24 protein-coding genes and 1 riboswitch are annotated in these 26,625 nt (G+C 68.8%); of the genes, 13 read left to right on the top strand and 11 right to left on the bottom strand.

What is annotated here, in order from left to right; genetic code table 11:
• Positions 1-125: 125 nt before the first annotated feature.
• Positions 126-1,088, bottom strand: a complete 963-nt coding sequence (locus ACWD3H_RS00605; RefSeq protein ID WP_451953520.1) for an NlpC/P60 family protein — start codon at positions 1,086-1,088, stop codon at positions 126-128.
• Positions 1,089-1,180: 92 nt separating this feature from the next.
• Positions 1,181-1,328, bottom strand: a riboswitch (cyclic di-AMP (ydaO/yuaA leader).
• Between the two features lie 335 nt (positions 1,329-1,663).
• Between ACWD3H_RS00605 and ACWD3H_RS00600 the strand changes: the two genes are divergently transcribed.
• The 5 genes from ACWD3H_RS00600 (at position 1,664) to ACWD3H_RS00580 (ending at position 9,500) form a co-directional block, all read left to right on the top strand.
• Positions 1,664-2,317: an amino-acid N-acetyltransferase gene (locus ACWD3H_RS00600; protein ID WP_451953519.1), complete on the top strand. Its 654-nt coding sequence runs from the start codon at positions 1,664-1,666 to the stop codon at positions 2,315-2,317.
• A 228-nt stretch (positions 2,318-2,545) separates the two neighbouring features.
• Positions 2,546-3,607 carry an RDD family protein gene (locus tag ACWD3H_RS00595; RefSeq protein WP_451953518.1) on the top strand — a complete coding sequence of 354 codons (1,062 nt, stop codon included), beginning with the start codon at positions 2,546-2,548 and terminating at the stop codon, positions 3,605-3,607.
• 1,286 nt (positions 3,608-4,893) lie between these two features.
• Complete coding sequence (locus ACWD3H_RS00590; RefSeq protein ID WP_012895497.1) at positions 4,894-5,226, top strand: histone-like nucleoid-structuring protein Lsr2; 333 nt, start codon at positions 4,894-4,896, stop codon at positions 5,224-5,226.
• Positions 5,227-5,505: 279 nt separating this feature from the next.
• Positions 5,506-8,013 carry an ATP-dependent Clp protease ATP-binding subunit gene (locus tag ACWD3H_RS00585; protein WP_030905625.1) on the top strand — a complete coding sequence of 836 codons (2,508 nt, stop codon included), beginning with the start codon at positions 5,506-5,508 and terminating at the stop codon, positions 8,011-8,013.
• A gap of 536 nt (positions 8,014-8,549) precedes the next feature.
• Positions 8,550-9,500 (top strand): TIM barrel protein, encoded by a 951-nt coding sequence (locus ACWD3H_RS00580; RefSeq protein WP_355617271.1) that lies wholly within the window; start codon positions 8,550-8,552, stop codon positions 9,498-9,500.
• 167 nt (positions 9,501-9,667) lie between these two features.
• Here ACWD3H_RS00580 and ACWD3H_RS00575 read toward each other — a convergent pair whose 3' ends face one another.
• Positions 9,668-10,543, bottom strand: a complete 876-nt coding sequence (locus ACWD3H_RS00575) for an A/G-specific adenine glycosylase (RefSeq protein ID WP_451953517.1) — start codon at positions 10,541-10,543, stop codon at positions 9,668-9,670.
• Between the two features lie 144 nt (positions 10,544-10,687).
• Here ACWD3H_RS00575 and ACWD3H_RS00570 point away from each other — a divergent pair, with 144 nt between their 5' ends.
• On the top strand, positions 10,688-11,374 hold the full coding sequence (locus ACWD3H_RS00570; protein WP_451953516.1) for a hypothetical protein: 687 nt from the start codon (positions 10,688-10,690) through the stop codon (positions 11,372-11,374).
• 197 nt (positions 11,375-11,571) lie between these two features.
• Here the strand turns inward: ACWD3H_RS00570 and disA are convergent, their stop codons facing one another.
• From disA to ACWD3H_RS00545, 5 genes are all read right to left on the bottom strand, one after another.
• A complete protein-coding gene (gene disA / locus ACWD3H_RS00565) occupies positions 11,572-12,657 on the bottom strand; it encodes a DNA integrity scanning diadenylate cyclase DisA (RefSeq protein WP_350925636.1) in 1,086 nt (361 codons plus the stop codon).
• A gap of 108 nt (positions 12,658-12,765) precedes the next feature.
• A complete protein-coding gene (gene radA, locus ACWD3H_RS00560; RefSeq protein WP_350925638.1) occupies positions 12,766-14,169 on the bottom strand; it encodes a DNA repair protein RadA in 1,404 nt (467 codons plus the stop codon).
• Between the two features lie 79 nt (positions 14,170-14,248).
• Positions 14,249-14,563 (bottom strand): thioredoxin, encoded by a 315-nt coding sequence (gene trxA, locus ACWD3H_RS00555; RefSeq protein WP_350925640.1) that lies wholly within the window; start codon positions 14,561-14,563, stop codon positions 14,249-14,251.
• Entirely contained in the window at positions 14,560-14,940 is a 381-nt protein-coding gene (locus ACWD3H_RS00550; protein ID WP_355550173.1) for a MerR family transcriptional regulator, read from the bottom strand. Before ACWD3H_RS00550 ends, trxA begins: the two co-directional genes overlap by 4 nt.
• A 113-nt stretch (positions 14,941-15,053) precedes the next feature.
• Entirely contained in the window at positions 15,054-15,752 is a 699-nt protein-coding gene (locus ACWD3H_RS00545) for a class I SAM-dependent methyltransferase (RefSeq protein WP_350925644.1), read from the bottom strand.
• A gap of 261 nt (positions 15,753-16,013) precedes the next feature.
• Here ACWD3H_RS00545 and ACWD3H_RS00540 point away from each other — a divergent pair, with 261 nt between their 5' ends.
• From ACWD3H_RS00540 to ACWD3H_RS00515, 6 genes are all read left to right on the top strand, one after another.
• Positions 16,014-16,823, top strand: a complete 810-nt coding sequence (locus ACWD3H_RS00540; RefSeq protein WP_355550175.1) for a sugar phosphate isomerase/epimerase family protein — start codon at positions 16,014-16,016, stop codon at positions 16,821-16,823.
• On the top strand, positions 16,820-17,464 hold the full coding sequence (locus ACWD3H_RS00535; RefSeq protein WP_355617253.1) for a TetR/AcrR family transcriptional regulator: 645 nt from the start codon (positions 16,820-16,822) through the stop codon (positions 17,462-17,464). The genes ACWD3H_RS00540 and ACWD3H_RS00535 overlap by 4 nt, the downstream gene beginning before the upstream one ends.
• A 219-nt stretch (positions 17,465-17,683) precedes the next feature.
• Entirely contained in the window at positions 17,684-19,804 is a 2,121-nt protein-coding gene (locus tag ACWD3H_RS00530; RefSeq protein WP_451935078.1) for a heterodisulfide reductase-related iron-sulfur binding cluster, read from the top strand.
• A 169-nt stretch (positions 19,805-19,973) separates the two neighbouring features.
• Complete coding sequence (locus ACWD3H_RS00525; protein WP_350925733.1) at positions 19,974-20,768, top strand: hypothetical protein; 795 nt, start codon at positions 19,974-19,976, stop codon at positions 20,766-20,768.
• A 32-nt stretch (positions 20,769-20,800) separates the two neighbouring features.
• On the top strand, positions 20,801-21,841 hold the full coding sequence (locus ACWD3H_RS00520) for a glycosyltransferase (RefSeq protein WP_451953515.1): 1,041 nt from the start codon (positions 20,801-20,803) through the stop codon (positions 21,839-21,841).
• Between the two features lie 18 nt (positions 21,842-21,859).
• Complete coding sequence (locus ACWD3H_RS00515) at positions 21,860-22,141, top strand: metal-sensitive transcriptional regulator (RefSeq protein ID WP_344966736.1); 282 nt, start codon at positions 21,860-21,862, stop codon at positions 22,139-22,141.
• An 88-nt stretch (positions 22,142-22,229) separates the two neighbouring features.
• Here ACWD3H_RS00515 and ACWD3H_RS00510 read toward each other — a convergent pair whose 3' ends face one another.
• From ACWD3H_RS00510 to ACWD3H_RS00500, 3 genes are all read right to left on the bottom strand, one after another.
• Positions 22,230-22,511 carry a hypothetical protein gene (locus ACWD3H_RS00510; protein ID WP_350925654.1) on the bottom strand — a complete coding sequence of 94 codons (282 nt, stop codon included), beginning with the start codon at positions 22,509-22,511 and terminating at the stop codon, positions 22,230-22,232.
• Positions 22,512-22,626: 115 nt separating this feature from the next.
• A complete protein-coding gene (locus ACWD3H_RS00505; protein WP_451953514.1) occupies positions 22,627-23,970 on the bottom strand; it encodes a hypothetical protein in 1,344 nt (447 codons plus the stop codon).
• Between the two features lie 167 nt (positions 23,971-24,137).
• On the bottom strand, positions 24,138-24,680 hold the full coding sequence (locus ACWD3H_RS00500; protein WP_355550187.1) for a gamma carbonic anhydrase family protein: 543 nt from the start codon (positions 24,678-24,680) through the stop codon (positions 24,138-24,140).
• Between the two features lie 140 nt (positions 24,681-24,820).
• Here ACWD3H_RS00500 and ACWD3H_RS00495 point away from each other — a divergent pair, with 140 nt between their 5' ends.
• Positions 24,821-26,035: a hypothetical protein gene (locus ACWD3H_RS00495; protein WP_451953513.1), complete on the top strand. Its 1,215-nt coding sequence runs from the start codon at positions 24,821-24,823 to the stop codon at positions 26,033-26,035.
• Positions 26,036-26,292: 257 nt separating this feature from the next.
• Here the strand turns inward: ACWD3H_RS00495 and ACWD3H_RS00490 are convergent, their stop codons facing one another.
• Positions 26,293-26,523, bottom strand: a complete 231-nt coding sequence (locus tag ACWD3H_RS00490) for a hypothetical protein (protein ID WP_355550191.1) — start codon at positions 26,521-26,523, stop codon at positions 26,293-26,295.
• Positions 26,524-26,625: the final 102 nt, after the last annotated feature.

Raw genomic sequence — 26,625 nt, 5'->3', positions numbered from 1 at the left:
GCGGGCATCGTCCGAGGGGCGCAAGTCTGCGGGGTGCCCGTCTGACCGGCCCTCGGCACGGCAGGATTCGCCGCCCGGCCAAGGGCCGGGCGGCTCGCGATCCGTGACCGGCCCGGCTCAGCCGCTCAGTCGGCGATCCGCACCCCGCCGGCGAAGGGCCGGTTGTCGATCGTGGCGATGTGGATGACGTCACCCGTCCGGGGCGCGTGGACCATCAGGCCCGCGCCGATGTAGATCCCGACGTGGTGCAGGTCGCTGTAGAAGAAGACCAGGTCGCCTGGGCGCAGGTCGTTTTTGGAGATGTGGGTGCCCGCGGTCCACTGGTTGCCGGTGTAGTGCGGCAGGCTGATGCCGACCTTCTGGTAGGCCCACATGACCAGCCCGGAGCAGTCGAAGGAGTTGGGGCCCTCGGCGCCCCAGACGTACGGCTTGAGTTGCTGGGTGAGCGCCCAGCGGGCCGCCTCCGCCGCCTTGCCGCTGCCCACGATGGGCACGTCGACCTTCACCCGGGCACCCCTGTTGCTGACGGCCCTGGTGCGCACCTCGCTGAACAGGTCGCTCTCGACCCGCGAGACCAGTCGCTCGATCTTGCTGCGCTTGCCCTCGATCTCCTCCAGGAGCACCTTGACCTCTGAGGTCCTCGCCTTGGCGCTGGCCTGTGCCCGCTCGGCGGCCTCGATCGCCCGGCCGACCTGGGCGACCTCCTCGCTCTGCTGCTGCTGGAGGGCGTAGTTGGTGGTGGCCTGGTCGAGGAAGGTGTCGGGGTCGGTCGCCTGGGTGAAGGCGAGTCCGGAGTTCAGGCCGCCGGACATGTAGTTGCTCTGCGCGAGGAGGGTGGCCTTGGTGCGCCGGGTCGCGAGCTCCGACTCGCTCGTCGCGAGGGTCTTCTTGGCGCTTTCCGCGGCTCGCTGGGCCTGCTTGAGCCTGACCCGCTCGCCGTTGTACTGCTCGGCGAGCGTGCCGATCTCCTCGTGCAGCTTCTCGGCCTGCTTGGCCAGTTGCTGGAGGCTGGGCTCGGGATCCGCCGTGGCCGAGACCAGGGGGGTGCCGAGGGTCATGATGGCGAACGCCAGGCCGATGACCGCCATGCGGCGACTCCGCCTCCGCGCCGCGCGTTCTCGACAGCGGGCGTCGCCGCCCGCGTGCTCTCCTGCGCGGTCGCGCATGCGCTTCACCAACGGGCTCCTCTCCTCGGCCGCCTACCGGGTTAGCTGACGGGTTCGGGCCGGAGGCAGCCCTACCGGGTGCGCCGGTGGCACTCGGATTCACCCCGAAGGACGTGGTGGGTCCCCGGTTCCCCTGGTCGGGAGATTCGGCGGGTCAGGCTTTTACGTCTCTGACATCGAGCACGGAGATTAGTGCACTCGTGGTTCCTGCTCAACCAGAACTGCGAACTCAGTAGAGGTTTCGCAACTGAAATGTCACGGAAAGATCACATGCCAATATGATCAACATGGCCATTACGCTGCCTTTGCCTTCCTCGCGGCGGGCGTGGCGTGGGTCTTCCCAGGTCCGGGACCGTGCCAAAGATGAGCTGCGACACATTAGAGGCGTCGTGCGCCCAGCGTGGTAATCCAACTACCAAGGGTCATGTGATGCCCCCGGGGCGAGAGTTAAGGATGAGCCGTAATTGAAGGCCGGAGAGGACGTACGCTGATCGGTCATGGAGCAGCTTGCGGAGCATTCTCCCGTGCCGTTCGCGAATCCCGGGAAAGAGGGGGAGCGGCGAGCCGGATCCGAGGGAGAGGGGCGGGGGTCACCCGCTCCCGGCGCCACCCCGGCGGTCACGGTCCGCCGTGCCCGCACCCCGGACGTCCGTGCCATCAGGCGGCTCGTCGACACCTACGGTGGAGCCGGCCCGCGCCTGCTGGAGAAGGCCACCGTCACCCTGTACGAGGACATCCAGGAGTTCTGGGTCGCGACTGACGCGGAGGGGATAATCCTCGGCTGCGGGGCGCTTCATGTTCTCTGGGAGGATCTTGCCGAAATTCGGACCGTTGCCGTCGATCCGACCCGCAGGGGAATGGGAATCGGCCATCGGATCGTCTCGGTGCTCATCCGCACGGCCGCGGAGCTGGGCCTGCGCAGGGTCTTCTGCCTGACCTTCGAGGTCGGCTTCTTCGCCCGGCATGGATTTCAGGAGATCCAGGGCACACCCGTCGCCCCGGAGGTCTACGCCGAACTTCTCGCCTCCTACGACGAGGGCGTCGCGGAGTTCCTTGATCTGGAGCACGTCAAGCCCAATACCTTGGGAAACACCCGGATGCTGCTGCACCTGACACACGAGCCCGACTCTGATGACTTTAGAGATGACTGACTGGAAAGGTGACTGTTGATTCCTATGTCGATACCTTGTGCAGCAGCAAGCATGTGCGTCTGACATTTGCCACATGCGCAGTCTAAGTGAGGTGACGCGGTGAGCAACGGACAGCCGCCGTATCCACAGGATGATCCCGAGCGCAGTCGCACACCTTCGGGACAGCCGGATTACGGGCAGCACAACCAGGGTCGAGCCCCTGGCGAACTCGACCCCGATGTGACGATCATGGGATATCGGTCGGAGGGATCGCAGCCGAACACCGGCCCGGGGGTGGCCCAGCCCGGCTATGGTCAGCAGGGCTACGGCCAGCAGCAGGGGTACGGGCAGCAGCAGTCGTACGGCCAGCAGGGGTATGGGCAGCAGCAGTCGTACGGTCAGCAGGGCGGGACGGACGCGTACGGCCAGCAGCAGGGCTATGGCCAGCAGGGCGGGACCGGCGCGTACGGTCAGCAGCCCGGCTACGGGCAGCAGGCGTCCCACGAGCAGCCGGGCTACGGCCAGCAGCCCGGTTACGGGCAGCAGCAGCCGTCCCAGCCGGGTTACGGGCAGCAGCAGTACGGTCAGCAGCAGCCCGGCTACGGCCAGCAGCCCGGTTACGGGCAGCAGCAGCCGTCCCAGCCGGGTTACGGGCAGCAGCAGTACGGTCAGCAGCAGCCCGACTATGGCCAGCAGCCCGGTTACGGGCAGCAGCCCGACTACGGCCAGCAGCCGGGTTACGGCCAGCAGCCCGGCTATGGGCAGCAGGGGTACGGCCAGCCTTACGGCGGCCCCCCCGGCGCTCCCGGCCCGCTCGCCGAGTGGTGGCAGCGCCTGGTGGCGCGGATCATCGACGCGATCATTCTGGCGATCCCGGGGGTGATCATCAGTGCGGTGCTGACCGGCCTCCTGGTGACGGCTCCCAGCTTCAACCTCGCGACGGGCGCCAGCACCGACGGGAGCGGCGTCTTCCTCGCGAGCCTTCTCGTCTCCCTGGTCAGCGCGGCGATCTATTTCGCCTACGAGTTCTTCATGATCAGTAGGGGTGGGCAGACCGTCGGCAAGATGGTCATGGGCATCAAGATCGTGCCCGTCGGCAGCACCCTGCCGCCGGGCGGGCTCAGCTCCGACGTCGCGCTCAAGCGCGGCGGTGTGTTCTTCGGCCCGCAGTTCCTGAGCTGGATCCCCCTCCTCGGCTGGATCGTCAACATCTTCAGCCTCGTGAACGTGCTGTGGCTGCTGTGGGACAAGCCCCTGCAGCAGGCGCTGCACGACAAGGTGGCCGGGACGGTCGTCGTCAAGATCAAGTAGTTCCGGGTAAATCGGGGCCGGCGGTTGAACCGCCGGCCCCGATTTCGTACCCGGGCCAGAAAAACGAGGACCTTGGCGGTGGGTAACCGCCTCGGCCACGGAAGCCGCGGAAGCGTAAAAATCATTTGCCATGCCATGGGCGACGCGGGGGGACTTATGATCGAGCCCCGGCGTGCTCGGCGGAATATTCGTGTTTGAGGCCGGACAAGGGGCTCAGGAGAGCCCGCAAGCCGCTATGAGACGCCAATGCCGGATCTGCCCCCGTCGAGGGTTCGCACACCAGTCATCGAATGGTGGGACCGGCCCGCCTCCCGCATCCCCGGTGACGGCCCGCGGGTTTCTCTCCTTCCCCTTCCGCCGCGCGTTCAGGGGTCTTCTCACGGAGCTGGATCATGGGTGTGTGGTGTTGCCCGGGTTGTCCCGTGAGCCCATCGTCTTTGGTGGTTATACGGTCTACGACTATGTACTCCACGCCAGAGTGGGTCGTACTCTTGGCAAGAAAGCGTTGAAGATCCGTCTTGTTCCGTAGGCTTGCGTCGCATCGGCTGCCGCCCGGGTGATGAAGCGAGCCGCTCTCCATCCGGGTGTTCTGCCGGCGGTGGACATTCTCGCGATGAACCCGCCCGCGGTGATCTCCGGTTCCGTGACAAGGCGTTGTTCATCCCGGCGGGAAGGCTCTCCCACCAGGAGCTTCGCCCCTCCGAGGCCGGTGGCGCAGCGGCCGGAGAGCGGGCGGGCATTGGTATTTCCGAAGGCGACGATGATCACCTGATCGTCCTGTCGGTTTTTCCCTGCGGCTTTACGACTGCAACCGGTAAGGCGGCTGGAGAGAAGCATTAGGCTGGAGAGTGACGGGCATGGTCGCCCCTGCTGACGCACGTCGCCGTCCGGTGGCGCTATGGTCATCTGTGGGCGGTTCCAGACTGATCGGGCGGACACCCGCGTGGCTCGGGAGTCGTCGCCAAATTTTCATGGTCTCCAGAAAGCCACCTAGCGGTACGGAGCGAGGACGAATGTACGACGTATTGTCCGCGTTGATACCTCCGGCGGTCGTCGGCGGAGCCTTCATCTTCGGAGTCGTCAAGCTACTTCGGAGTGAAGCCGCCGGTCGTCGGCCAAAACAGTCCGACCCGGCCGAGTCGCAGAACAGCTGATCCACCGGAGCGCCGACTGAGAGTGTCTCGGTCGGCTGTGAGAATCGCCGGGCTCCTGGAATTGCCGCTCTTCGATCGCGGGTATATGTTTAGCTTGCGAATGAAACAATACTCCGCGAAAGGATTGTGTAGATGGCCAAGCAGATCCAGGAGATTCTCATCGACGACCTCGATGGGGGCGAGGCCAATGAGACTGTCGCCTTCGCGATTGACGGCACCAGCTATGAGATTGACCTGAGTGACGTTAACGCGAAGAAGCTCCGCGACTCCCTGTCGCCTTTCGTGCAGAGCGCCCGTCGTTCCGGCGCGCTGGCACCCCGCCGCCGCCGCGCGGGTGGCGCGCGGGCACTCACGCGAGAGAAGAGCGCCGACATCCGGGCATGGGCGAAGTCCCACGGCCTTAATGTCAGCGAGCGCGGTCGAATCGCCTCCAAGATCGTCGAGCAGTACGAAGCGGCTCACTAGATCGGCTCAGTGGATCGAGTGAATCATGCGGTTATGGCGGTCACGGTGGGGTCCGGTGGCGGCCATGACCGCATGATGTGTTTGTCTGGTGGACAAACGTCGTTCGCTTGCGGCGTAGCGGGAACATCCCACCCCCCGTAAGTAGTTGGATGGAGGGTGAACGCCCTGCTCTCGGGGAACGTCTTCTGCATAGAGCGGTCGCCGGGTCGGGGCTACCATGCGGGATGACAGGGCCCGGATATCCCGGACCTGCCTGACCGCTCTGTGAGGAGCGACGAGATGTTCGAGAGGTTCACCGACCGCGCACGGCGGGTTGTCGTCCTGGCCCAAGAAGAGGCCCGGATGCTCAACCACAACTACATCGGTACGGAGCACATTCTTCTTGGCTTGATCCATGAAGGTGAAGGCGTTGCCGCCAAGGCTCTGGAGAGCCTCGGCATCAGTCTTGAAGGTGTGCGTCAGCAGGTCGAGGAGATCATCGGCCAGGGCCAGTCCGCGCCGTCGGGGCACATTCCGTTCACCCCGCGTGCCAAGAAGGTCCTTGAGCTGTCCCTGCGCGAGGCGCTGCAACTGGGTCACAACTACATCGGCACCGAGCACATCCTGCTCGGCCTCATCCGTGAGGGCGAGGGCGTGGCCGCCCAGGTGCTGGTGAAGCTGGGCGCCGATCTCAATCGGGTCCGCCAGCAGGTCATCCAGTTGCTCCACGGCTACCAGGGCAAGGAACCGACCGCCGCCGGCGGTCCGGCCGAGGCCGCTCCTTCGACCTCTCTGGTGCTTGACCAGTTCGGCCGCAACCTGACCCAGGCCGCTCGTGAGGGCAAGCTCGATCCGGTCATCGGCCGGGAGAAGGAGATCGAGCGGGTCATGCAGGTCCTGTCCCGCAGGACCAAGAACAACCCGGTCCTGGTGGGTGAGCCCGGCGTCGGCAAGACCGCCGTCGTGGAGGGCCTGTCCCAGAAGATCGTCAAGGGCGAGGTGCCCGAGACGCTCAAGGACAAGCAGCTCTACACCCTGGACCTGGGCGCCCTGGTGGCGGGTTCGCGCTACCGCGGTGACTTCGAGGAGCGCCTGAAGAAGGTCCTCAAGGAGATCCGCACCCGCGGCGACATCATCCTGTTCATCGACGAGCTGCACACGCTCGTCGGTGCGGGCGCCGCCGAGGGAGCGATCGACGCCGCCAGCATCCTGAAGCCGATGCTGGCCCGAGGCGAGCTGCAGACCATCGGTGCCACCACCCTGGACGAGTACCGCAAGCACCTGGAGAAGGACGCGGCGCTTGAGCGGCGTTTCCAGCCGATCCAGGTGGCCGAGCCCAGCCTCAGCCACACGATCGAGATCCTCAAGGGTCTGCGGGACCGCTACGAGGCCCACCACCGCGTCTCCATCACCGACGGTGCCCTGGTGGCCGCCGCGCAGCTGGCCGACCGCTACATCAGCGACCGGTTCCTGCCGGACAAGGCGATCGACCTCATCGACGAGGCCGGCTCGCGCATGCGCATCCGCCGCATGACCGCGCCGCCGGACCTCCGCGAGTACGACGAGAAGATCGCCAACGTGCGGCGCGACAAGGAGTCCGCGATCGACGCGCAGGACTTCGAGAAGGCCGCCGCTCTCCGGGACCAGGAGAAGCAGCTCCAGCTCAAGCGCGAGCGCCGCGAGAAGGAGTGGAAGGCCGGCGACATGGACGTCGTCGCCGAGGTCACCGAGGAGCTCATCGCCGAGGTCCTGGCGACCGCCACCGGCATCCCGGTCTTCAAGCTCACCGAGGAGGAGTCCCAGCGACTGCTCCGCATGGAGGACGAGCTGCACAAGCGGATCATCGGCCAGGACGACGCCATCAAGGGTCTGTCCCGCTCGATCCGCCGCACGCGCGCCGGTCTGAAGGACCCGCGCCGCCCCGGTGGCTCGTTCATCTTCGCCGGTCCTTCCGGTGTCGGTAAGACCGAGCTGTCCAAGGCGCTGGCCGAGTTCCTGTTCGGGGACGAGGACGCGCTGATCATGCTGGACATGTCGGAGTTCATGGAGAAGCACACCGTCTCCAGGCTGTTCGGCTCGCCTCCCGGCTACGTCGGATACGAGGAGGGCGGCCAGCTCACCGAGAAGGTGCGGCGCAAGCCGTTCTCGGTCGTCCTGTTCGACGAGATCGAGAAGGCCCACCCCGACATCTTCAACTCGCTGCTGCAGATCCTGGAGGACGGTCGTCTGACCGACGCCCAGGGCCGGGTGGTGGACTTCAAGAACACCGTCATCATCATGACGACGAACCTGGGCACCCGGGACATCTCCAAGGGGCAGGGGGTCGGCTTCGCGAAGAGCAACGACGCCGAGTCCAACTACGACCGGATGAAGTCCAAGGTGCAGGAGGAGCTCAAGCAGCACTTCCGGCCGGAGTTCCTCAACCGTGTCGATGACATCGTGGTCTTCCACCAGCTCACGCCGAAGGAGATCATCCGCATCGTCGACCTGATGCTGGCCCAGGTGGGTCTGCGTCTGAAGGACCGCGACATGGGGATGGAGCTCACGCAGGAGGCCAAGCAGCTGCTGGCCGACCGTGGCTACGACCCGGTGATGGGCGCCCGCCCGCTCCGTCGTACGATCCAGCGCGAGCTGGAGGACACCCTGTCGGAGAAGATCCTGTACGGCGAGCTCCGTCCCGGCCAGATCGTGAAGATCGGGATCGAGGGCGAGGGCGAGAACGCGAAGTTCACCTTCGTCGGTGAGGACGCGCCGGTCGACCGGGTTCCCGACTCGGCCGCCGCCATCGCGGAGCCGATCCAGAACTAGGCCCAGAACCGGGCATCGTCCCGCGGGCCCTGGCCGTTGAGGATCGGTCAGCTGGTGCCTCGCAAGGTTGGCGGAGGTCACCGCAGCACGCTGCGGTGACCGACGACAACCCGGCGAGGCGTCGTCCGTCCGGCCGCGGTAGGCGGAAGATCCAAGGCGCAGGACACCGGGCATGGCCCGATCAGGCACGAAGGACAGACCCCGCCGTGAGGATACTCACGGCGGGGTCTGTCTATTTGTTACCTAAGAAGGTGTCTCGCCACGATAGGTAGTACTACACTGCGTAGAGCGAGTTCGATAAGTCTTGCCCGAGTGATCCGTGGGTTGCAGTGATCATGGTGAGATCGGCGTCGAGGTCAGCCTGGCGGCGTACCGGGAAATCAGCTTCGTGAGTGACGCGGAGCCCGGTGGTCGCACGGGATGCTTCGGACGGCCGGGTCGAGCTCCCGGCAGGGAGAGCCTCCGGCTCACGGCGCTGGAACACCGGCGCGGGGCGATCGGAGACGCTTACACGGAAGTATGTTTTGGAGGCACGCATGCGTTTACGGCACGAGGACGGGACGCTCGTTCACCTGGCCTACAACGCGGGCGTGCACCCCGCCGAGGACCTCGAGAACCTCATCGCGCACCTGACGAGATACGCGGTGCCGGTGCGCAAGCGCCTCGGAGTGGAGCGGATGGGCGTCGGCCTCTGGCTCTCCCCGAGCGTCGCCGACCATCTCACCGCGGACAGGATAGAGCTGGTGCGCCTGCGCCGCTCCCTTGAGGAGCGCGGCCTGGAGGTCGTCAGCCTCAACGGAACCGGCGGCAGGAACCAGGAGTCCCCCGGTCCCGACTGGGCCAAGCCCGAGCGTTACCGCTACACGATGGCACTCGCCAAGATCCTGGCCTTCCTGCTCCCGCAGGACGTCCGCTTCGGAAGCATCTCCACCATCCCCATCGGCTGGCGTCGCGACTGGCCGGCCGACCTGCACGCGATAGCCTCGCGCCGGCTGGAGCGCCTCGCCCGCGAGCTGCGCGGGCTGTACAGCGTCACCGGAAAGACGATCAGGGTCGGCTTCGAGCCGTGGCCCGGCTGCGTCCTGGAGACCACCAAGCAGGCGCTCGACAGGGTCTCCGGCATCGACTCCGAGCACCTGGGGGTCTGCCTGGACGCCTGTTACCTCTCCGGCGGCGCTGAGGAGCCCGGAGTCGCCCTGCGCGGCCTGGCGGATGCCGGAGCTCCTGTCGTCAAGCTCGGCCACGTGCACAACCACATGGCCGCCGCCTGCCGGGAACTGCCCAGCACCCGCTCGGTCCTGGAGGACACCCTCACCGCGATGCTCTCCGGCGCGGTGAACGGCACCGCTCACATCGAGGTGGAGACGCACGACCTGGCCGTGCCGCTTCGGGCCAAGGGGCCCGGCGCGCTGGTCAACGTGATCGCCGAGGAACTCGACTGGGCCCGCACCAGCCTCACGGCCCTCGGCCTGCGTCTCGCCGCCTGATCGCCTTCGCCCATCGGACTCGCGGCGCGGCAGTGGAGCCTTTCCCGCCGTGCACGGAGGCCCCGGCGGGAAAGGCGCCGGCCTGCTCCACCCGGTGACCGCGAGCCAGGCGGCAGCTGCCCTCGTCGAGGGCGCGTTCCCGCGCTGAGGCGTCGATCGTGGCGCGTTCAGCCGGGTAGGCGGTAGGTGCCGTCGTCGAGGACCTCGGCCAGGCCGTCGGAGATCAGGCCGTCGAGGGCGCGCTCTCGCTGCGGGGCATCGTCCCAGACCACGTCGAGGGCGTCCTTGGGCACCGGACCGTGGGCCTGGCGCAGAACCGCGAGAAGGCGGCCGCGGCACTGACGGTCCGTGCCCGCGTACGTCTGCCCCCTGCGCGCGGGACCCTCGTAGGCGGGCTTGCCCGCCAGGCGCCAGGCGCACAGGTCGCTGACCGGGCAGTCGGCGCAGCGGGCGGCACGAGCGGTGCAGACCAGTGCGCCGAGCTCCATGACGGCGACCGCCCAGACAGGGGCGCGGTCGGCGTCGGGGAGCAGCGAGGTGGCGAGCCTGCGCTCGGGGGGCGTGGTGGCCTTTGGCGGATATTCCTCGCCGCTGACGGCCCGCGCCAGGACCCGCCGCACGTTGGTGTCGAGAACCGCGTGCCGGCCCCCGAAGGCGAAGCTGGCGACCGCGGCCGCGGTGTACTCGCCGACGCCGGGCAGCGCCAGCAGGGCGTCGTGCTCCGAGGGGACCTCGCCGCCGTGCCGGTCGGTGATCGCGCGGGCGCACGCGTGCAGGTTCAGCGCCCGGCGGGGGTAGCCGAGACGGCCCCAGTGGCGTACGGCCTCACCGGGGGGCTCGGCGGCGAGGGAGGCGGGCGTGGGCCAGCGCTCCATCCACTCGGTCCAGACGGGCAGCACCCTGACCACCGGTGTCTGCTGCAGCATGATCTCGCTGACCAGGATCGACCAGGGCGAGGCGCCGGGCGCCCGCCAGGGAAGGTCGCGGGCATTGCCGGCGTACCAGTCGAGGACGGGTTCGAGTAAGCGGTTCGACTCGGGCACCTTTTGACGATAGTGCGGGATCAGGCCCCCTTGCCCCTCCTTCACCTGCCTTCATCCGCCTTCTGCCGATGATCGGTGGCCGAAACGGGGACGGTAGCGGCGGGTCTCCCCCTGTGGCCCGCGAGCACTAACCATACTGTTGGTATGGACCCCGACACGTTCCGTAGCGATATCGGAGCCGACATCTACTGGCGGCGCCGGATGGCCGCGCTCGTCGGTGTGCTCGTGGTGGTCGCCGTCGTGGCGTGGGCCTGCTCGTCGACGAGCGGGCCGCAGGACGCCCGGGAGAAAAGCACCTCGGCCGCCAAGAAGGACGCGCCGGACCCGCTGCTGGCCATCCTGCCGACCGTGACGGTCATCCCCTCACCGCCTGCGAGCCCGTCCGCGAGCCCGACCCCGGAGCCGAGGGAGAGCAAGGCGGCCCCCAGGCCCCGGCGACCTGGTGAGGCCTGCGCCTCCCCGCAGCTCGTACTGAGCATGGAGGGCCAGGGGACGGTCTACCCGCCGGGCATCCGGCCCCGGTTCATCCTCACCCTCGTCAATGTCGGCAAGGTGATGTGCACCACGGACGTGGGGCCGCGCAACATGGAGGTGCGCATCACCTCCGGTGACGACCGCGTGTGGTCCTCCTCCGACTGCGTCAGCGGTGAGACCGAGAACATCCGCAAGCTCGACCGGGGCATCCCCTATGTCCGGGAGCTGGTGTGGGACCGCCGCAGGTCCGGGAACGACTGCACCGTCGACCGCGTCGCCGCGCGTCCCGGTACCTATGTCGCGGTGGTCCACGCCCCCGGTCTGAGGAGCCGCAAGGCCGTCTTCCACCTTCGCTAGCGATGTCCGTCCGCGTGCCCCGGGGCACCGAAGGGCCGCTTTCGCGAGACGACGGCCGGAAAACCGGCCGAAGTTCACGGTCACCGCACCGGCGCCGTGAAGACCTTCGCCGGGTCGGCGGCCGTCGACCGTCCAGGCCGCCGGGCGAGGCGTGCCGGAAGGACCCGGTGAGCCTCCGCGCTCGGCCGGGGGATCTCTTACACGTAGCGTTCCAGGATGGACGACTCGGCCAGCCGGGACAGACCCTCGCGGATGTGGCGGGCCCTGGCCTCGCCCACCCCGCCCACCTCCTGAAGGTCGCCGATGCTGGCGGCCAGGAGCTTCTGCAGGCTGGCGAACTGGTCGACGAGGCGCTCGACCACCGTGCCCGGCAGGCGCGGAACCTTGGCCAGCAGGCGGTAGCCCCTGGGGCTCACCGGTGTCTCCAGGGCGTCGTTGCCCGAATGGCCGAGGATCTGGGCGACGACCGAGAGGTCGAGCAGGTCGGCGGAGGAGAGCTGGTCGAGCTCGTGCAACGCCTCGGCGAACTTGCGCGGGCGGCGGCCCGTCACGGGCAGGTAGTCGCGCACGATCAGTTCGAGGTCGCTCTCCGTGCCGGCCACGAGCTCATCCAGCTGCAGGGAGAGCAGGCGGCCGTCAGTGCCGAGCTCCACCACGTAGCCCGCGATCTCCTCGGAGATGCGCCTGACCATCTCCAGCCGCTGGGCGACCACCGCGATGTCGCGGACCGTCACCAGATCCTCGATCTCCAGCGCCGAGAGCGTGCCGGAGACCTCGTCCAGGCGGAGTTTGTAGCGCTCCAGCGTGGCCAGGGCCTGGTTGGACTTGGACAGGATGACCGACGACTCCTCCACCACGTAGCGGATGCCGTCGAGGTAGAGGGCGATGATCCGCATGGACTTGCTGAGGGAGATGACCGGAAAGGATGTCTGAAGGGCCACCCGCTGGGCGGTGCGGTGCCGGGTGCCCGACTCGTCGGTGGGCAGGGACGGATCAGGCATCAGGTGCACGGCCGCGCGCACGATCCGCAGGTCGCCGGAGTTGAGGACGATGGCGCCGTCCATCTTGGCCAGCTCGCGCAGCCGTGTCGCGGAGAACTCGACGTCCAGCTCGAACCCGCCGCTGCAGATCTCCTCGACGGTGCTGTCGTATCCCAGCACGATCAGGCCGCCGGTGTGTCCTCGCAGGATGCGCTCCAGGCCGTCGCGCAGGGCGGTACCCGGTGCGACGGCGGCGAGGACGTCCCTGCGGCGGTCGTCGAGCCCTTTGTACGTTGCTGCCACATGACCCCCGTGGTCTGCGTATAACGCTCAGCTTACCGGCGAAGGCCCCGCACGGTCCGGAATCATCTGATGACCATGGGCCGCGCGAGGTCCGTGGGGCGTGGCGCCTCAGGTGACGTGGGTGAGGGCGTCCCAGACGTTCTCCGCCTCGACGACGTCGAAACCGGGCGCGAAGGACGCGCCACGCCCGGCCACCCGGACCAGGGAGTTGTCGCCGTTGCGTCTCTTGCCCACCTCCAGGGAGCCCGCCGGGACCAGTGCCCGGGTGAAACCCAGCCGCGCGGCCTCCGACAGTCGGCGCCGCACGTCGCGCACCGGGCGCAGCTCCCCTGCCAGGCCCACCTCGCCGAGCACCACCAGGCCGGCGGGGAGCGCCTTGTCGCCGGCCGCGCTGGCGACCGCCAGCATCACGGACAGGTCGACCGCGGGATCGCTGAGCTTGATCCCGCCGACGGTCGCGGTGAAGACGTCGCACCCGCCCAGCTTGGCGTTGAGCCGCCGTTCCAGCACGGCCAGCACCATCGTCACCCGGTAGGTGTCGAGCCCCGAGGAGGAGCGGCGTGGCTGCTGGGCCTCGGTCCTGGCGACCAGCGCCTGGACCTCGGCCGGCAGCGGCCGGGTGCCCTCCAGGGTGACCGTGACGCACGTGCCGGGCACCGGGTCGGTGCGGTGCGAGACGAACAGGCCGCTGGCGTCGGTGATGCCCTCGATGCCGCTCTCGTGCAGGTCGAAGCAGCCGACCTCGTCGACCGGGCCGTACCGGTTTTTGATCGCGCGGACCAGGCGGAGCCGGGAGTGCCGATCGCCCTCGAAGTGGAGCACCACGTCGACGAGGTGCTCCAGCGTGCGGGGGCCGGCGATCGAGCCCTCCTTGGTGACGTGGCCGACCAGCACGGTGGCCATGCCACGCTCCTTGGCCAGCCGCACCAGGTTTCCCGCGACCTCCCTGACCTGGGTCACCCCACCGGGCACGCCGGTCGCCTGGGCCGAGCCGATCGTCTGCACCGAGTCGACGATGAGCAGGTCGGGCTGGACCTTCTCGACGTGCGAGACCAGCGCGCCCAGCTCGGTCTCCGCGGCCAGGTAGAGACGGTCCTGGATCGCGCCGATCCGGTCGGCCCTGATCCGCACCTGGGCGGCCGACTCCTCGCCCGTGATGTAGAGGACGGTCTGCTGCCGGGCGATCTTGGCCGCCGCCTCCAGCAGGAGAGTGGACTTGCCGATGCCGGGCTCGCCGGCCAGCAGCACGACGGCTCCGGGCACCAGACCGCCGCCGAGGACCCGGTCGAGCTCGGGCACCCCGGTGCCGCGCGCGTGCGCCACCTCGGCCTTGACCTGGCCGATCGGAACCGCCGGTGCCGACACCGCTCCGGCGGAGGCCACCCGCGCACCCGCGGGCGCCGTCTCCTCCTCGACCGTGCCCCAGGCCTGGCACTCGCCGCAGCGCCCCACCCACTTGGCCGTCTGCCACCCGCACTCGGCACAGCGGTAGCCACCAGCCTTCTTCGCCATGGCCGCACGTTACCCGTAGGACCCGACAACTTTCACCCGGTGGGGGCGCCGTACCGGATGAAAGCCATCGGGAGAGGCGTCAGATGTGGCCTTCGAGGTCGGCCAGGAGCAGGCGCTTGGGCTTGGCGCCCTTGATCTGCCGGACCACCTCGCCGTCCTTGTAGAGGTTGAGCGTCGGCAGGCCGAGGACGCCGTACCTGGCGGAGATCTCGGGGTAGTCGTCGGCGTTGAGCTTGGCGATCGTGAGGCGGTCGCCGTACTCGGCCTCGATCTCCGCCAGGACCGGCGCGATCATCTTGCACGGCCCGCACCACTCGGCCCAGAAGTCGACCAGGACCGGCTTGTCGCTCCGTAGCACCTGCTCGTCGAAGTTGTCACTGGTCAGTGTGATCATGGCTTTCCCGCTTTCCTCAGTACGCATCCTGGGCAGGCGGTGGTCAGCTGCGCCGCCACCTCCGCCCTCCGGGTGAGAAGCGTGCGGATCTCGTCGTCGATCTCCGCCAGCTTGCGCTGGTAGACGGCCACGGACTCCGGGCACGATCCCCCCAGGGCATGCCCGGCCCGCAGGCAGGCCACGAACGGGCGGGCGTCCTCCAGGGTGAAGCCGACGGCGAGCAGCGACCGGATCTCGGAGACGAGCCGCAGATCGGTCTCCCCGTACTCCCGGTAGCCGTTGGCCGAGCGCCGGGCCGTGATCAGTCCCTGCTGCTCGTAGTAGCGCAGTGCCCGGGTACTGACACCCGCCCGCCGTGCCAGCTCGCCGATCCGCATCCGGCCCTCCTCATGACCCGACGATAAACCTTGACATCAACGTCAAGGTCAAGCCGGTGTCCCGTTGTTCCCCCGCCGCGCCCGGCAGGCCGGCGGGCAGCCGCGGGACAGGTTCAGAACCGCCTCCAGCGCAGCAGGTTGGGGTAGGCGATCTCCAGGCCGGGGGTCTCGGCGATGGCGAGGTCGGCGACCGCGGGGGTGAACTCGATGCGGAGCACCGCCTCCAGATCGGCACGGCGTTCGAAGCACATGCGCAGGTCGAGTTTCTCCACCTGCCAGCCCTGGCGGTTCCAGAAGCTCTCGACGGCCCTGGCCGAGTACGCGGGGATGGACTGGCTGAACCAGCGGCCGAAGGCGCCGCGGGTGGTGTCGATGTCGATCACGAAGGCCGCGCCGCCGCGCCGCATCACCCGGGAGAGTTCGGCCAGGCCGGGCTCGCAGCCGGGGCCGAAGAAGTAGGCCCAGCGGGCGACGGCCACGTCCACGGAGGCGTCGGGCATCGGGAGGGCCTGGGCGGTGGCGGCGTGGATCTCGACGTTCCGCAGGGCATGGCAGCGGCGCCTGGCCAGCCGTACGAGGTCCTCGTGGGGTTCGACGCCGATCACGCGGGCGGCGGTGGCGGCCATGGCCGGCAGGTGATAGCCGGTGCCGCAGCCGATGTCGAGGACCGTCGCCCCGGTCCACGACCTGACGGCCGCCATCGCGGCCTCGGCACGCCCCTCGGGATCCACCGCCCGGTTCTCCAACTCGTAGGTCTGGGGGGTGTTCCAGATGTTGGGGCTGGGGATGGCACCCCTGGCGAACCTCGGCATGCCCTTACCGTAATGACTCCTCCGTCTCGGTGAGGAGAGCGGCTTCTCACCCCACCGGCGGAGGCGGGCCCTGATCGTTTCGAACGCCCGGCGGTCTCCTCGCCGAACCCGATGATGTGATCTCGGTCGCGTCGGTGGTGGCGGACAGCACTGCTCGCCGGACCCGCTTAGGCTGGCAAAGGTGAGCGACATGAGCGAGCGGGCCGGTATGCCCAGCGGTGTTCGCCAGGGTGTGCTCCGAGCCGGAGACGAGGAAGCGGTATGAGCGTCCGTGTATCCAGCGCGAAGATCGCGCTGTCCAGCGCGTCGGTGTATCCCGAACGCACCCCCGACGCCTTCGAGTTGGCCGCGCGTCTGGGATACGACGGTGTGGAGATCATGGTGGGCGCCGACCCCGTGAGCCAGGACATCGACGTCCTGGAGCGCCTGTCGGACCACTACCAGCTGCCGATCCTGGCCATTCACGCGCCGTGTCTGCTGGTGACGCAGCGGGTGTGGGGCAAGGACCCGTGGGCCAAGCTCCAGCGCGCGCAGCGCGCCGCCGAGCGGGTCGGTGCCAGGACCGTCGTGGTGCACCCGCCGTTCCGCTGGCAGCGCGACTACGCGCGCGACTTCGAGCTCGGCCTTGCCAGGATGCGTGACGAGACCGACGTGGTCTTCGCGGTGGAGAACATGTTCCCGCTGAAGGCCAGGGGCAACGAGGTGGTCCCCTACTCACCCGACTGGAATCCGGTCGACTACGACTTCCCGCAGGTCACGCTGGATCTGTCGCACACGGCGGTGTCCGGGTCCGACGCCATGGAGATGTTCACCAAGCTCGGCGACAGGCTGGCCCACCTGCACCTGGCCGATGGCGTGGGGGTGTCGAACAAGGACGAGCACCTGGTTCCCGGGCGGGGCAACCAGCCGTGCGCGCCGATCCTGGAGCGGATGGCGGGCAACGGCTACTCGGGGCTGGTCGTGCTGGAGATCAACACGCGCAAGGCCGCCAGCCGTACCGAGCGGATCGACGATCTCGCCGAGGCGCTGGCCTTCGCCCGGCTGCATCTCGCCGCGTCCACCAACGTATGAGCGAGCCCGTCGTGAGCACGCCGTCCGCGAACGGCTCCGCCCAGGACGGGGCCGGAGCGGTCAGAAGGCGCCCGGGGCGCAGGCCGGGGTCGGCTGACACCCGCGGGCAGATTCTCGCGGCGGCGCGTGAGACCTTCGCGGAGAAGGGGTTCGACCGGGCGACCATCCGGGGCATCGCCCGGCAGGCGGGGGTGGATCCGGCGCTGGTCCACCACTACTTCGCCGGCAAGGAGGGGATGTTCGTCGAGGCCATGGAGCTGCCGTTCACCCCCGAGAGCGTCGTCTCGGCGATCCTGGCGGGGCCGCGCGAGGAGGTCGGCGAGCGGCTGGCCCGGTTCATCCTGACCGTCACCTCGGATGCCGGGGCCCGCCAGCCGCTGCTGGCGCTGGTCCGCACCGCGATGACCAACGACCAGATGGTCGTCATGATCCGCGAGTTCATGACGCAGGCGCTCCTGGTCCGGGTCGCGGAGATACTGGGAGTCCCGCCGATCCGGATGGAGGCGGCCTTCGCACAGCTGTTCGGCGTGGTCCTGGTGCGCTACGTGCTCAAGCTGGAGCCGCTGGCCTCGGTGGACATCGAGGAGCTGGTCGAGCTGCTCGCCCCCACGGTCCAGCGCTATCTCGACGCGCCTTCCTAGCCTCGGCGGCCATCTCGGCGGCATGTAGAGCATTGTTCTGGGAACGGTGTTGACCGTAAGGTGGCCACGGTCGCAGTCGGCCTCGCTTTGAAGTTAAGTTACCGATCAGTAGTATTTATGGAGACCCGTCGTCAGCGTGGATGACAGGCAGTCGTACGCTGTCAGCCAACGTCGTCTGTGGGAGGACCCGTGCTCTGGGTAGCGATTATCGGGCTGGTCATGACAATCGTGGCGCTCGCGCTTGCCGCGCGCCGCGTGTTGTTCCTGTACAAGCTTGCCACCATCGGGCCGGGCGCGCCCGAGCGCGTCGAGTACGCGAAGAACAACCTCGGTGAGGAGCTCAAGGCCCAACTGGTCGAGGTTTTCGGGCAGCGGAAGCTGCTGAAGTGGACGGCGTCCGGCGTCGCGCACTTCTTTGTCATGTGGGCGTTCTTCATCTTGGCGACCGTCTACCTTGAGGCGTACGGCGCGCTGATCCAGGGGGCCGTCACCGGAACCCCCGACTTCCACATTCCCCTTGTCGGGACGTGGCCGATCCTGGGTTTCCTGCAGGACTTCATCGCGGTCGCGGCCCTGCTCGGACTCATCGCCTTCGCGACCATCAGGATCAAGAACGCTCCGAAGAAGCTGGGCCGCAAGTCCCGCTTCTCCGGGTCGCATCTCGGCGGTGCCTGGCTGGTCCTCTTCATGATCTTCAATGTGATCTGGACGATGTTCCTCTTCCGCGGCGCCGCGGCCAACACCGGCAACCTGCCCTACGCCTCGGGGGCGTTCGCCTCCGACGCGACGGCCGCGCTGCTGCGGCCGCTGGGCGAGGCGGCCAACGAGGCGCTCGAGCACGTCGGCCTGCTCCTGCACATCGGCGTCATGCTGGTGTTCCTGGTGATCGTGGTGAACTCCAAGCACCTGCACATCTTCACCGCGCCGATGAACGTGGCCTTCTCCCGTCGCCCGGACGGCAACGGCGCGGCCCAGCCGATGCGGATCGACGGCAAGATCGTCGACTTCGAGGACGAGGACCTCGACGGTGACCGGCTCGGCCGGGGCAAGATCGAGGACACCACCTGGAAGGGCTTCCTCGACTTCTACACCTGTACCGAGTGCGGCCGCTGCCAGTCGCAGTGCCCGGCCTGGAACACCGACAAGCCGCTGTCGCCGAAGATGCTGATCCTGGACCAGCGCGACCACGCCTTCAAGGTGGCGCCGTATCTGATGGCCACCCAGGAGCAGCGCGCCGACCTGCACGAGGACGTGCTGGCCCTGCTGGAGAAGCCGCTGGTCGGCGAGGACGGCGTCATCCACCCCGACGTGCTGTGGTCCTGCACCAACTGTGGTGCCTGCGTCGAGCAGTGCCCGGTGGACATCGAGCACATCGACCACATCCTCGACATGCGCCGCTACCAGGTGATGGTGGAGTCCAACTTCCCCTCCGAGGCCGGCGTCATGGTCAAGAACCTGGAGAACAAGGGCAACCCGTGGGGGATGTCCGAGATGAAGCGGGCCGACTGGATCGAGGAGCTCGCCGGCCGCGAGGTCGACCCCATCGAGGTCCAGCTCATCGACGACAAGATGCCGGAGGACACCGAGTACCTGTTCTGGGTCGGCTGCGCAGGGGCGCTGGAGGACCGGGCCAAGAAGACCACCAAGGCGGTCGCGGAGCTGCTGCACGTCGCGGGTGTGAAGTTCGCGGTGCTCGGCCCGATGGAGGCGTGCACCGGTGACCCGGCCCGCCGCCTGGGCATGGAGTTCCTCTTCGACATGCTGGCCAAGCAGAACATCGAGACGCTGAACGAGGCCGGGGTCAAGAAGATCGTCGCGACCTGCCCGCACTGCTTCAACACCCTCGCCAACGAATACCCGCAGCTGGGCGGTACCTACGAGGTGGTGCACCACACCCAGCTGCTGGCCAAGCTGGTGGACGAGGGCAAGCTGATCCCGGTCACGCCGATCGAGGAGAAGATCACCTACCACGACCCGTGCTTCCTCGGGCGCCACAACAAGGTCTACTCCCAGCCCCGCGACATCATGGCCAAGGTCCCCGGTGTGCAGACCCAGGAGATGCACCGCCACAAGGACCGCGGCTTCTGCTGCGGCGCGGGCGGCGCGCGGATGTGGATGGAGGAGCGGCTCGGAAAGCGCATCAACACCGAGCGGGTGGACGAGGCGCTGACCACGGACCCGGACACCATCTCCACGGCCTGCCCGTTCTGCCTGGTCATGCTCGGTGACTCGATCAACGAGAAGAAGAACGCGGGCGAGGCCAGGGAGACGCTGGAAGTCGTCGACGTCTCCCAGCTGCTGATCAAGTCGATCAAGGGCCAGCCCGTCGAGGCGTCCTGAGGCCCGATGACCAAACGTCAGGTGCGGCATTTTTTCGCATGCCACACCTGACCTGCGGTCAAGTTCCCATGAAAAGGACGTAAGGTCCGAAAACCTTCCTTTCACATAACGGTCAAATCACGGTAACCTCAACGTCGCGTAGCTCATTCAACGGGGAGGGGGCTTGACGATGCCTGTCGTCGTCAGCGATGCCGAGGTTACCCTGGCCGATGTTCTCTCACTTCGGCTGGCCGTCGACGAACCGCTGGCCGACGGCACCGAACTGGTCCTGCGCAACCGGGCCACCGCGGTCGAGAGCCGGGTGCCGCTGGGGGCGCCGGGCGTCCAGACGCGCGAGGCGGCGCTGGCGGTCTCGCTCGCGCCGCTGGAGCTGGGGCCCGGCCGCTGGGACACCTACCTGCAGCAGGGCGCGTCGCGCACCCGGCTGCGCAGCGTCGACCCCGGGTTCTCCCTCGACCACCTGGACGCGTACGCGCTGAGCCGCCGCACGCTGGCCTACCGCGCCTACCGGACCCGTAACGGCTTCCTGGCCCTGAAGATCGACGACGCCCGGCCGGCGGCCGAGGTCCGCTCCGTCTGGTTCAGGGAGGGTCGCTTCGAGGTCACCGGGCTGCTGGCCTTCACCGGCCTCGACGACGACGAGGCCCGGCACGAGGCGCGGCTCGCTCTGCGCCGCAGCCGGCCCGACGCCGAGCTGACCTCTGTTGCAACGGTCCAGGGCGTGCGCTTCCACGCCGCGCTCTCACTCTGCGACGTGCTCGCCGCGGCTCCCGACCAGACCGGCACCTGGGAACCCTCGCTGCGGGTGCGCGGCGTGGACACACCGCTCCGGCTGGGCTCCCGGCTGGACGACGTCGACGGCAAGCGCCGCCGCCTGCACTATCCCGCCGCCCAGATCGACGGGGTGCCGATCCGGCCCTGCTACACGGCGGACGACGAGCTCAGGATCGAGGTCGGCGGGTGAGGATCTGCCTGCTCGTCCCATCCGTCTACGGCATGCGTGGTGATACCCGCTCGGTGGTCAACCTCGCGGGAGAGCTGGCAGAACGTCACGACGTCGAGATCATCAGCGTCCGCCGCCAGCGGGAGAGGCCGTTCTTCCCCGTGGCGTCCGGTGTGAAGCTGTCCTGGGTGGTCGACGCCCAGCCGGGGGTGCGGCACCTGCTCCCGCGCGGCCAGATGCGCACCGAGGTCGCTCTCTGGCGGCGGTTGCGCAGCCTGAAGGCCGACGTGCTCATCAGCACCCGCCCCGGCCTGAGCGTCCAGGTGGCCAGGCACGCGCCGCGTGACGTCGTGCGGGTCGCCCGTGAGTGGGGCCGCCCGCCGGTGCCGGGGCCGATCAGGAAGTTCTACCCGCGCCTGGACGCGGTCGCCGTCGCAACCGAGTCGAGCAGGCAGGAGTGGGACCGTCTGCTGGACGGGAACGTCACGGTCGGCACGATCCCGGACGCGCTGCCCGCCGGGCCGTGGCCACGCTCGCGGATGGACAACCGCATCGTCGCCGCGGGCGGGCGCCTGGTGCCGGCGAAGGCCCACGACCGGTTGATCCGCGCGTTCGCCGCCGTCGCGGGCAAGCGTCCCGACTGGCGGCTGCGCCTGTACGGCGGGGGGCCCGAGGAGAAGCGCCTGCGGGCCCTCGTCGGTGCCCTCGACCTGCACAACCACGTCTACTTCATGGGCACCACCTCCGACCTGACCGGCGAGTTCGCCAAGGCCTCGATCGTGGCGACCACCTCCAGGACGGAGGTGCTCGGGATGACCGTGATCGAGGCGATGGCCAGCGGGGTGCCGGTGATCGCGTTCGACAGCCCGCGGGGAGCGGGCGAGTTCGTGGCCGACGGGCGGAGCGGGGTCCTGGTCGCCGAGGGGGAGGGCGAGATCGAGGCGTACGCGTCCGCGCTGCTCGCGCTCATCGACGACGAGCGGCGGCGGCGGGAGCTCGCGGCGGGGGCACTGGAGGCCGCGGCGGTTTACGGCGCGGGCGCGGTGGCGGACCGCTGGGAGAAACTGATCGCGGCTACATCTCGCTGTGCCTGACGCGGGTACCGTTGGGACATGCATGGGTACAGCGGTGACAAGCAGGCTTATCTGACCCGGTTACGGCGGATCGAGGGGCAGATCAGAGGTCTGCAGCGGATGGTCGAAGAGGATGCCTACTGCATCGACGTGCTGACCCAGGTGTCCGCCGCCACGCGGGCGCTCCAGGCGGTGGCGCTCGGCCTGCTTGAGGATCACATCGGTCACTGCGTCGCCGACGCCATCAACACCGGGGGCCCGGAGGCGCAGGAGAAGGTCAAGGAGGCGTCGGCCGCGATCGCCCGTCTCGTCCGTTCGTGACTAGTCACATGACTATTTTTTCCGACCACGTCCCGGACCCCGTTACAGGGTCCGGGACCGGGTCTTGAAAACGGTTCTTCCGGTGGCTTCAGCAGACAGCCGAAGCACTCAACCCGAGCGCGTTGTCGAGCTCCACCAAGGTGAGGGGCCGTTCGCTGATGGCGACGGCGGACAGCACCTCGGCATAGAGCGCGATCTCGTCCAACGCGACACGGTCGTGGACTCTAGAGTCCAGGTCGTCGTGCCCCACCGCGTCGTCCTTCCTTCCGCAGCCCACACCCACTTCGAGGTTACGGCGGGCGGTCATCGGTGCCCATGGCCCATCGGGACCATTCCTCGCCCCGCCCGGCACGTCCTCAAGGAGGATCATTTCCCGATTACGAGATCACAATTCAGCTAATTGTCTGATGCGTAGGGGCCTAGAAGGATATAGGGAGAGTAAGGATGAAATAACTCTATTTGTGGTTTAAGCATACTGGCGTGTGTCAGAAGTGACGTGGATAGGTCCCCGATACTCCCGGGACGGGGTCGTCCCGCTCGTGTGTCAGCCGGTGCACGACAGCCGAGGCCGTCGTGAAACCGCGCTCGGGTACCTCGGTCCCGGTGAGACGGCACCACGCGAGCCCGGTGGCGTAGGCGGCGCCGAGCAGGGCCGCGGCCGAGGCCCGGTCCGGCGGGTGGAGCGCGGAGGGCAGCTCGCCCGAGCGCGGCCAGCAGCCCCGCAGCGGGTGCGCGGCGTCGGTGAGCACCACGTGGAGGATGTGCCGCAGCTCGGGATCCAGCCACGGGTAGAGCCCGTCGGCCACCCTCGGCGCGAAGGCCGCCAGGTCGGCGGCGAGCAGCGAGGCGGCCACCGCCCGTGGATCGGCACCCATCGGGGCGAGGAAGCCCAGTGCCTGGACCAGGTCGTAGACCATGTGCTGGAAGTGGTCGCCGGGTGAGGCGTCGGGCAGCGTCATGTGGGCCGGGCAGCGCGAGAGCCACGCGTGGCGCACCACCTCGTCACCCTGGTGGGCGATGACGGGATCCTGGCAGGCCCGGCGGAGCAGCGGTTCGATCATGGCCAGCAGGGCGTCGGCACGCGGCCCGAATCTCGGGTCGCCGCGTACCACGGCGGCGGTGTCGGCCATCAGCGCGACCAGCCGCAGGCCCGCCTCGGGGTGCCCCGCCCTGACCCGCTCGCCGTACAGCGCGACCAGCTCGCCCAGCGAGGTGGGCGGCAGCCAGCGGACCCACTCGTCGCCGGGCAGCGGGCGGGCGAGGAACTCCCCGAACATCGACAGCAGTACCTCGTTGCCGTCGAAGGCGGGGGCGTAGGCGCACCACATGAGCGTGCCCCAGATCGCGGCGACCGGGCTGGCCACCTCCCCGGCGAAGAGCCGGGTGAACGGCCCGGTGAGCGGGAAGTCCTCCCTGCGCCTGCCCCGCTGGGCGATGACCAGCTCGCGGACCCGCTCGGTGATCTCGTAGGGCACGTCGGGGCCGACGAACCCCTGGATCGACCCACGGTCGACGGCGAAGTCGGGGCCGGTCGGGATCAGATGCGGCAGGACCATCGAGGTGACCTGGATGACCTGCGCCGCGGCGCGGAAACCCCGGTCGGCGGGAGGTGCGGTCAGGTACCAGCGGCCGTCGGCGGGATCCTGGCGGTACCACCGGGCGTGGGCACCGAACAGCCAGCGCCCGCCGTCCGGGGTGGCCAGTGTGCGCTGGGCGATGGCCTGGGCCCGCGCGAGCGGCGGGAGACCCGTCCACCGGTGGTCGGCGACCATGGTCCGCACGTCGCGCTCGATGGCGTCGAACCCATCCCACTGCCACATGCCGGTCATCGGCATTCCGGGGCGAGGGCCCCTGGCCTTCGCCACGGGCGGGATGCCCCTGCCTCCCTTCGGTCAAGGTGGTGTCCGGCGCCGCGATCGCCAAGCGGGCCTCGCACGATCGTAAGGCTCTCCCGGCTGCTCCGGCAGGCGGGCGTTCAGGCCGGCGGGCGTGCCGTTCAGACCGGCGACGACACGGTCGCGGCCCGATGGCGGGCGGCCCTGGCGACGTAGCCGGCCGAGGTACGGGCGAAGGAGTCGCGGTCGTCGTCCGTGAGCTCTCGGACGATCTTCCCGGGGACACCCGCGACGAGTACCCCCGCCGGGATCCGCTTCCCCGGTGCCACCAGGGCGCCGGCTGCGATCAGCGACCCCGCGCCGATCCTGGCGCCGCCCAGCACGATCGCGCCGATGCCGATGAGCGCGCCGGTCTCCACATGGGCCCCGTGCACCATGGCCTTGTGCCCGAGGCTCACCCGGGGCTCCAGCACGGCCGGCTCGCCCGGGTCGGAGTGCAGGCAGCACAGGTCCTGGATGTTGCACTCCTCGGCGACCTCGATGTCCTCGTCGTCCCCGCGGAGGACCGAGCCGTACCAGACGTTCGCGGCGCGGCCCAGCCGGACCCTTCCGACGACCACGGCTCCCGGGGCGATGTAGGCGTCCGGATGAATCCGCGGAATCGCGTCGCCGTCGAGGGCGGCGATGTATGGCGTGGCGTTCATGGAGACGATGTTAGAGGGGGGCGTTCTGTCCGGTATTTCGGCAAGCAGGTGGCGTGTTCAGGTTGCGGACTTGGGCAGTAAGCAGGAAAGTCGTCTCCTGACGTCACCTTTCCCGCCACACAACCTCCACGGGCAGTGCCATGACAAACCAGCACGAGAGCTTTCCCGACCTGATGCATGAGGACTCGTTCGAGGTCGTCATGCGCGGTTACAGCCGCCGACAGGTTCACGACTACATGGACCGCCACCGCCACCAGATTCGCGACCTGGAGGAGCGGCTCGCGCGCGCGATCGACCAGGCCGAGCAGGGCCGGATCGAGCTGTCCGAGGCACGCAGGAGGCTCTCGGACGCCCCGCAGGACTACGACGAGCTCGGCGAGCGGCTCAGCCAGATACTGAAGCTGGGAGAGGAGGAGGCCGCCTCCAAGAGGCAGGTCGCGGAGGCGGAGGCGGTCAAGCTCCGCGACGACGCGGCCACCGAGTCCGAGCGGCTGATCACCTCCGCGCAGGACCGGGCGGAGAGCATCCTGAACGCCGCGCAGCAGGAGGCCGAGCGCCGGGTGGCCGAGGCCACCGCCACCGCCGAGCAGAGGCTCGCCCACGCCGGAAACGAGGCGGAGGAGACGGTCAACGCGGCCCGTGCCGAGTCCGAGGAGACCCTGCGCAGCGCCCGTGCCGAGGCCGACCGGATGGTCACCTCGGCGAGGAGGGAGGCGGAGCAGACCGTCGAGCACGCCCGCGCCGAGGCCGAGTCCACGCTGAACGCGGCCCACTCGGAGGCACGGGCGACGGTCATCGCCGCCAACACCGAGGCGCACTCCACGCTGTCGTCGGCCCAGCAGCGGGCCAGCGCCCTGGACGAGACCACCGGCCGCCGGGTCGTCTACCTCACCGACACCCACCACGAGGTCATGCGCCGCCTGCACGAGATGGGTGCCGTCCTGGGCGACCTGCTGCACCGGGAGAGCAGTGCGGGTCCGCTGGTCGACGAGGACGCGGTGCTGCCCCCGGCCCGTGTCCAGCCCGCGCTGACGGCTCCCGCCCCGGTCGAGGCCACCAACGATGTCTCCGGGGTCTCGGGGGCCCCCGACGAGACGCCGGGCGCCGCGTCGGACGGCACCGAGGCGCCGGCGGGGTACGCGGAGCACACCGGATCCGAGGGTGCGCGAGGCGCCGAGCCCGATGACGCCGCACCCGACCTGGAGTCCGTACGGGTGATCGTGGAAGACGACGCCCCCCGCGAGGACGCCGGTGACCGTTCTGCCGAGGAGCTTGAGGTGTACGACGACACCGACGTCGACCTCGCCCGGGCCGCGGGAAAGAACGGGGGGAGGTACGCCGCTCCCCACCAATGAGGTCCCCTCGCACCGAAGCGCGTGAACGGTTATCGGCGCGCGTGACCGTGGATCTCAGCGGTGCCGCGGAGATCATGAGCGGGCCCGCGTGGTTCTGGAGACCGGCGCGTGATCGTGGGTCCGCGGCGTGGTCGGAGCCCGGAGCCGTCCGGAGGTCAAGCGGAAGCCCCCGCCCCCGATAGGGTCGAGGGCTTCCGCGATTGGGGGCCCGGCGCCGGGACCGCATCGGATCCGCTCACCCCGGCACCGGGCGGTCTTCAAGTGCCCGTTTCCGGCTCCGCCTCGCCGGAACGTTCCCGCTGGGCGTGTAGTTGCTCACGCAGTTCCTCAGGGCCGTCCGCGTCGATGGTCATCGCGCAGCCGACATCACGCTGGGCGGAGGTCAGCGGGTGGTGGCGGGTTGCCCACCACCTGCCCGCGTCGCTCCGCCAGATCGTCCAGTCGGGGAACTCCCGGGCGATTTCCGCTAGATGTCGGTCGAAAGACATCCGTGCACCTTCCCCGCGCCCAGGCCCGTCTTTGCGACGTTCCACCTCTGACGGTGAGGCACTTCTCTAGAGAAATCAATGATCGTGAAGGACAGGTCAACC

It is taken from the genome of Streptosporangium sp. NPDC002607 (assembly GCF_053592655.1).
Note: the sequence above shows the minus strand (reverse complement) of the source record. Positions and strands in the feature narration are given on the sequence as shown.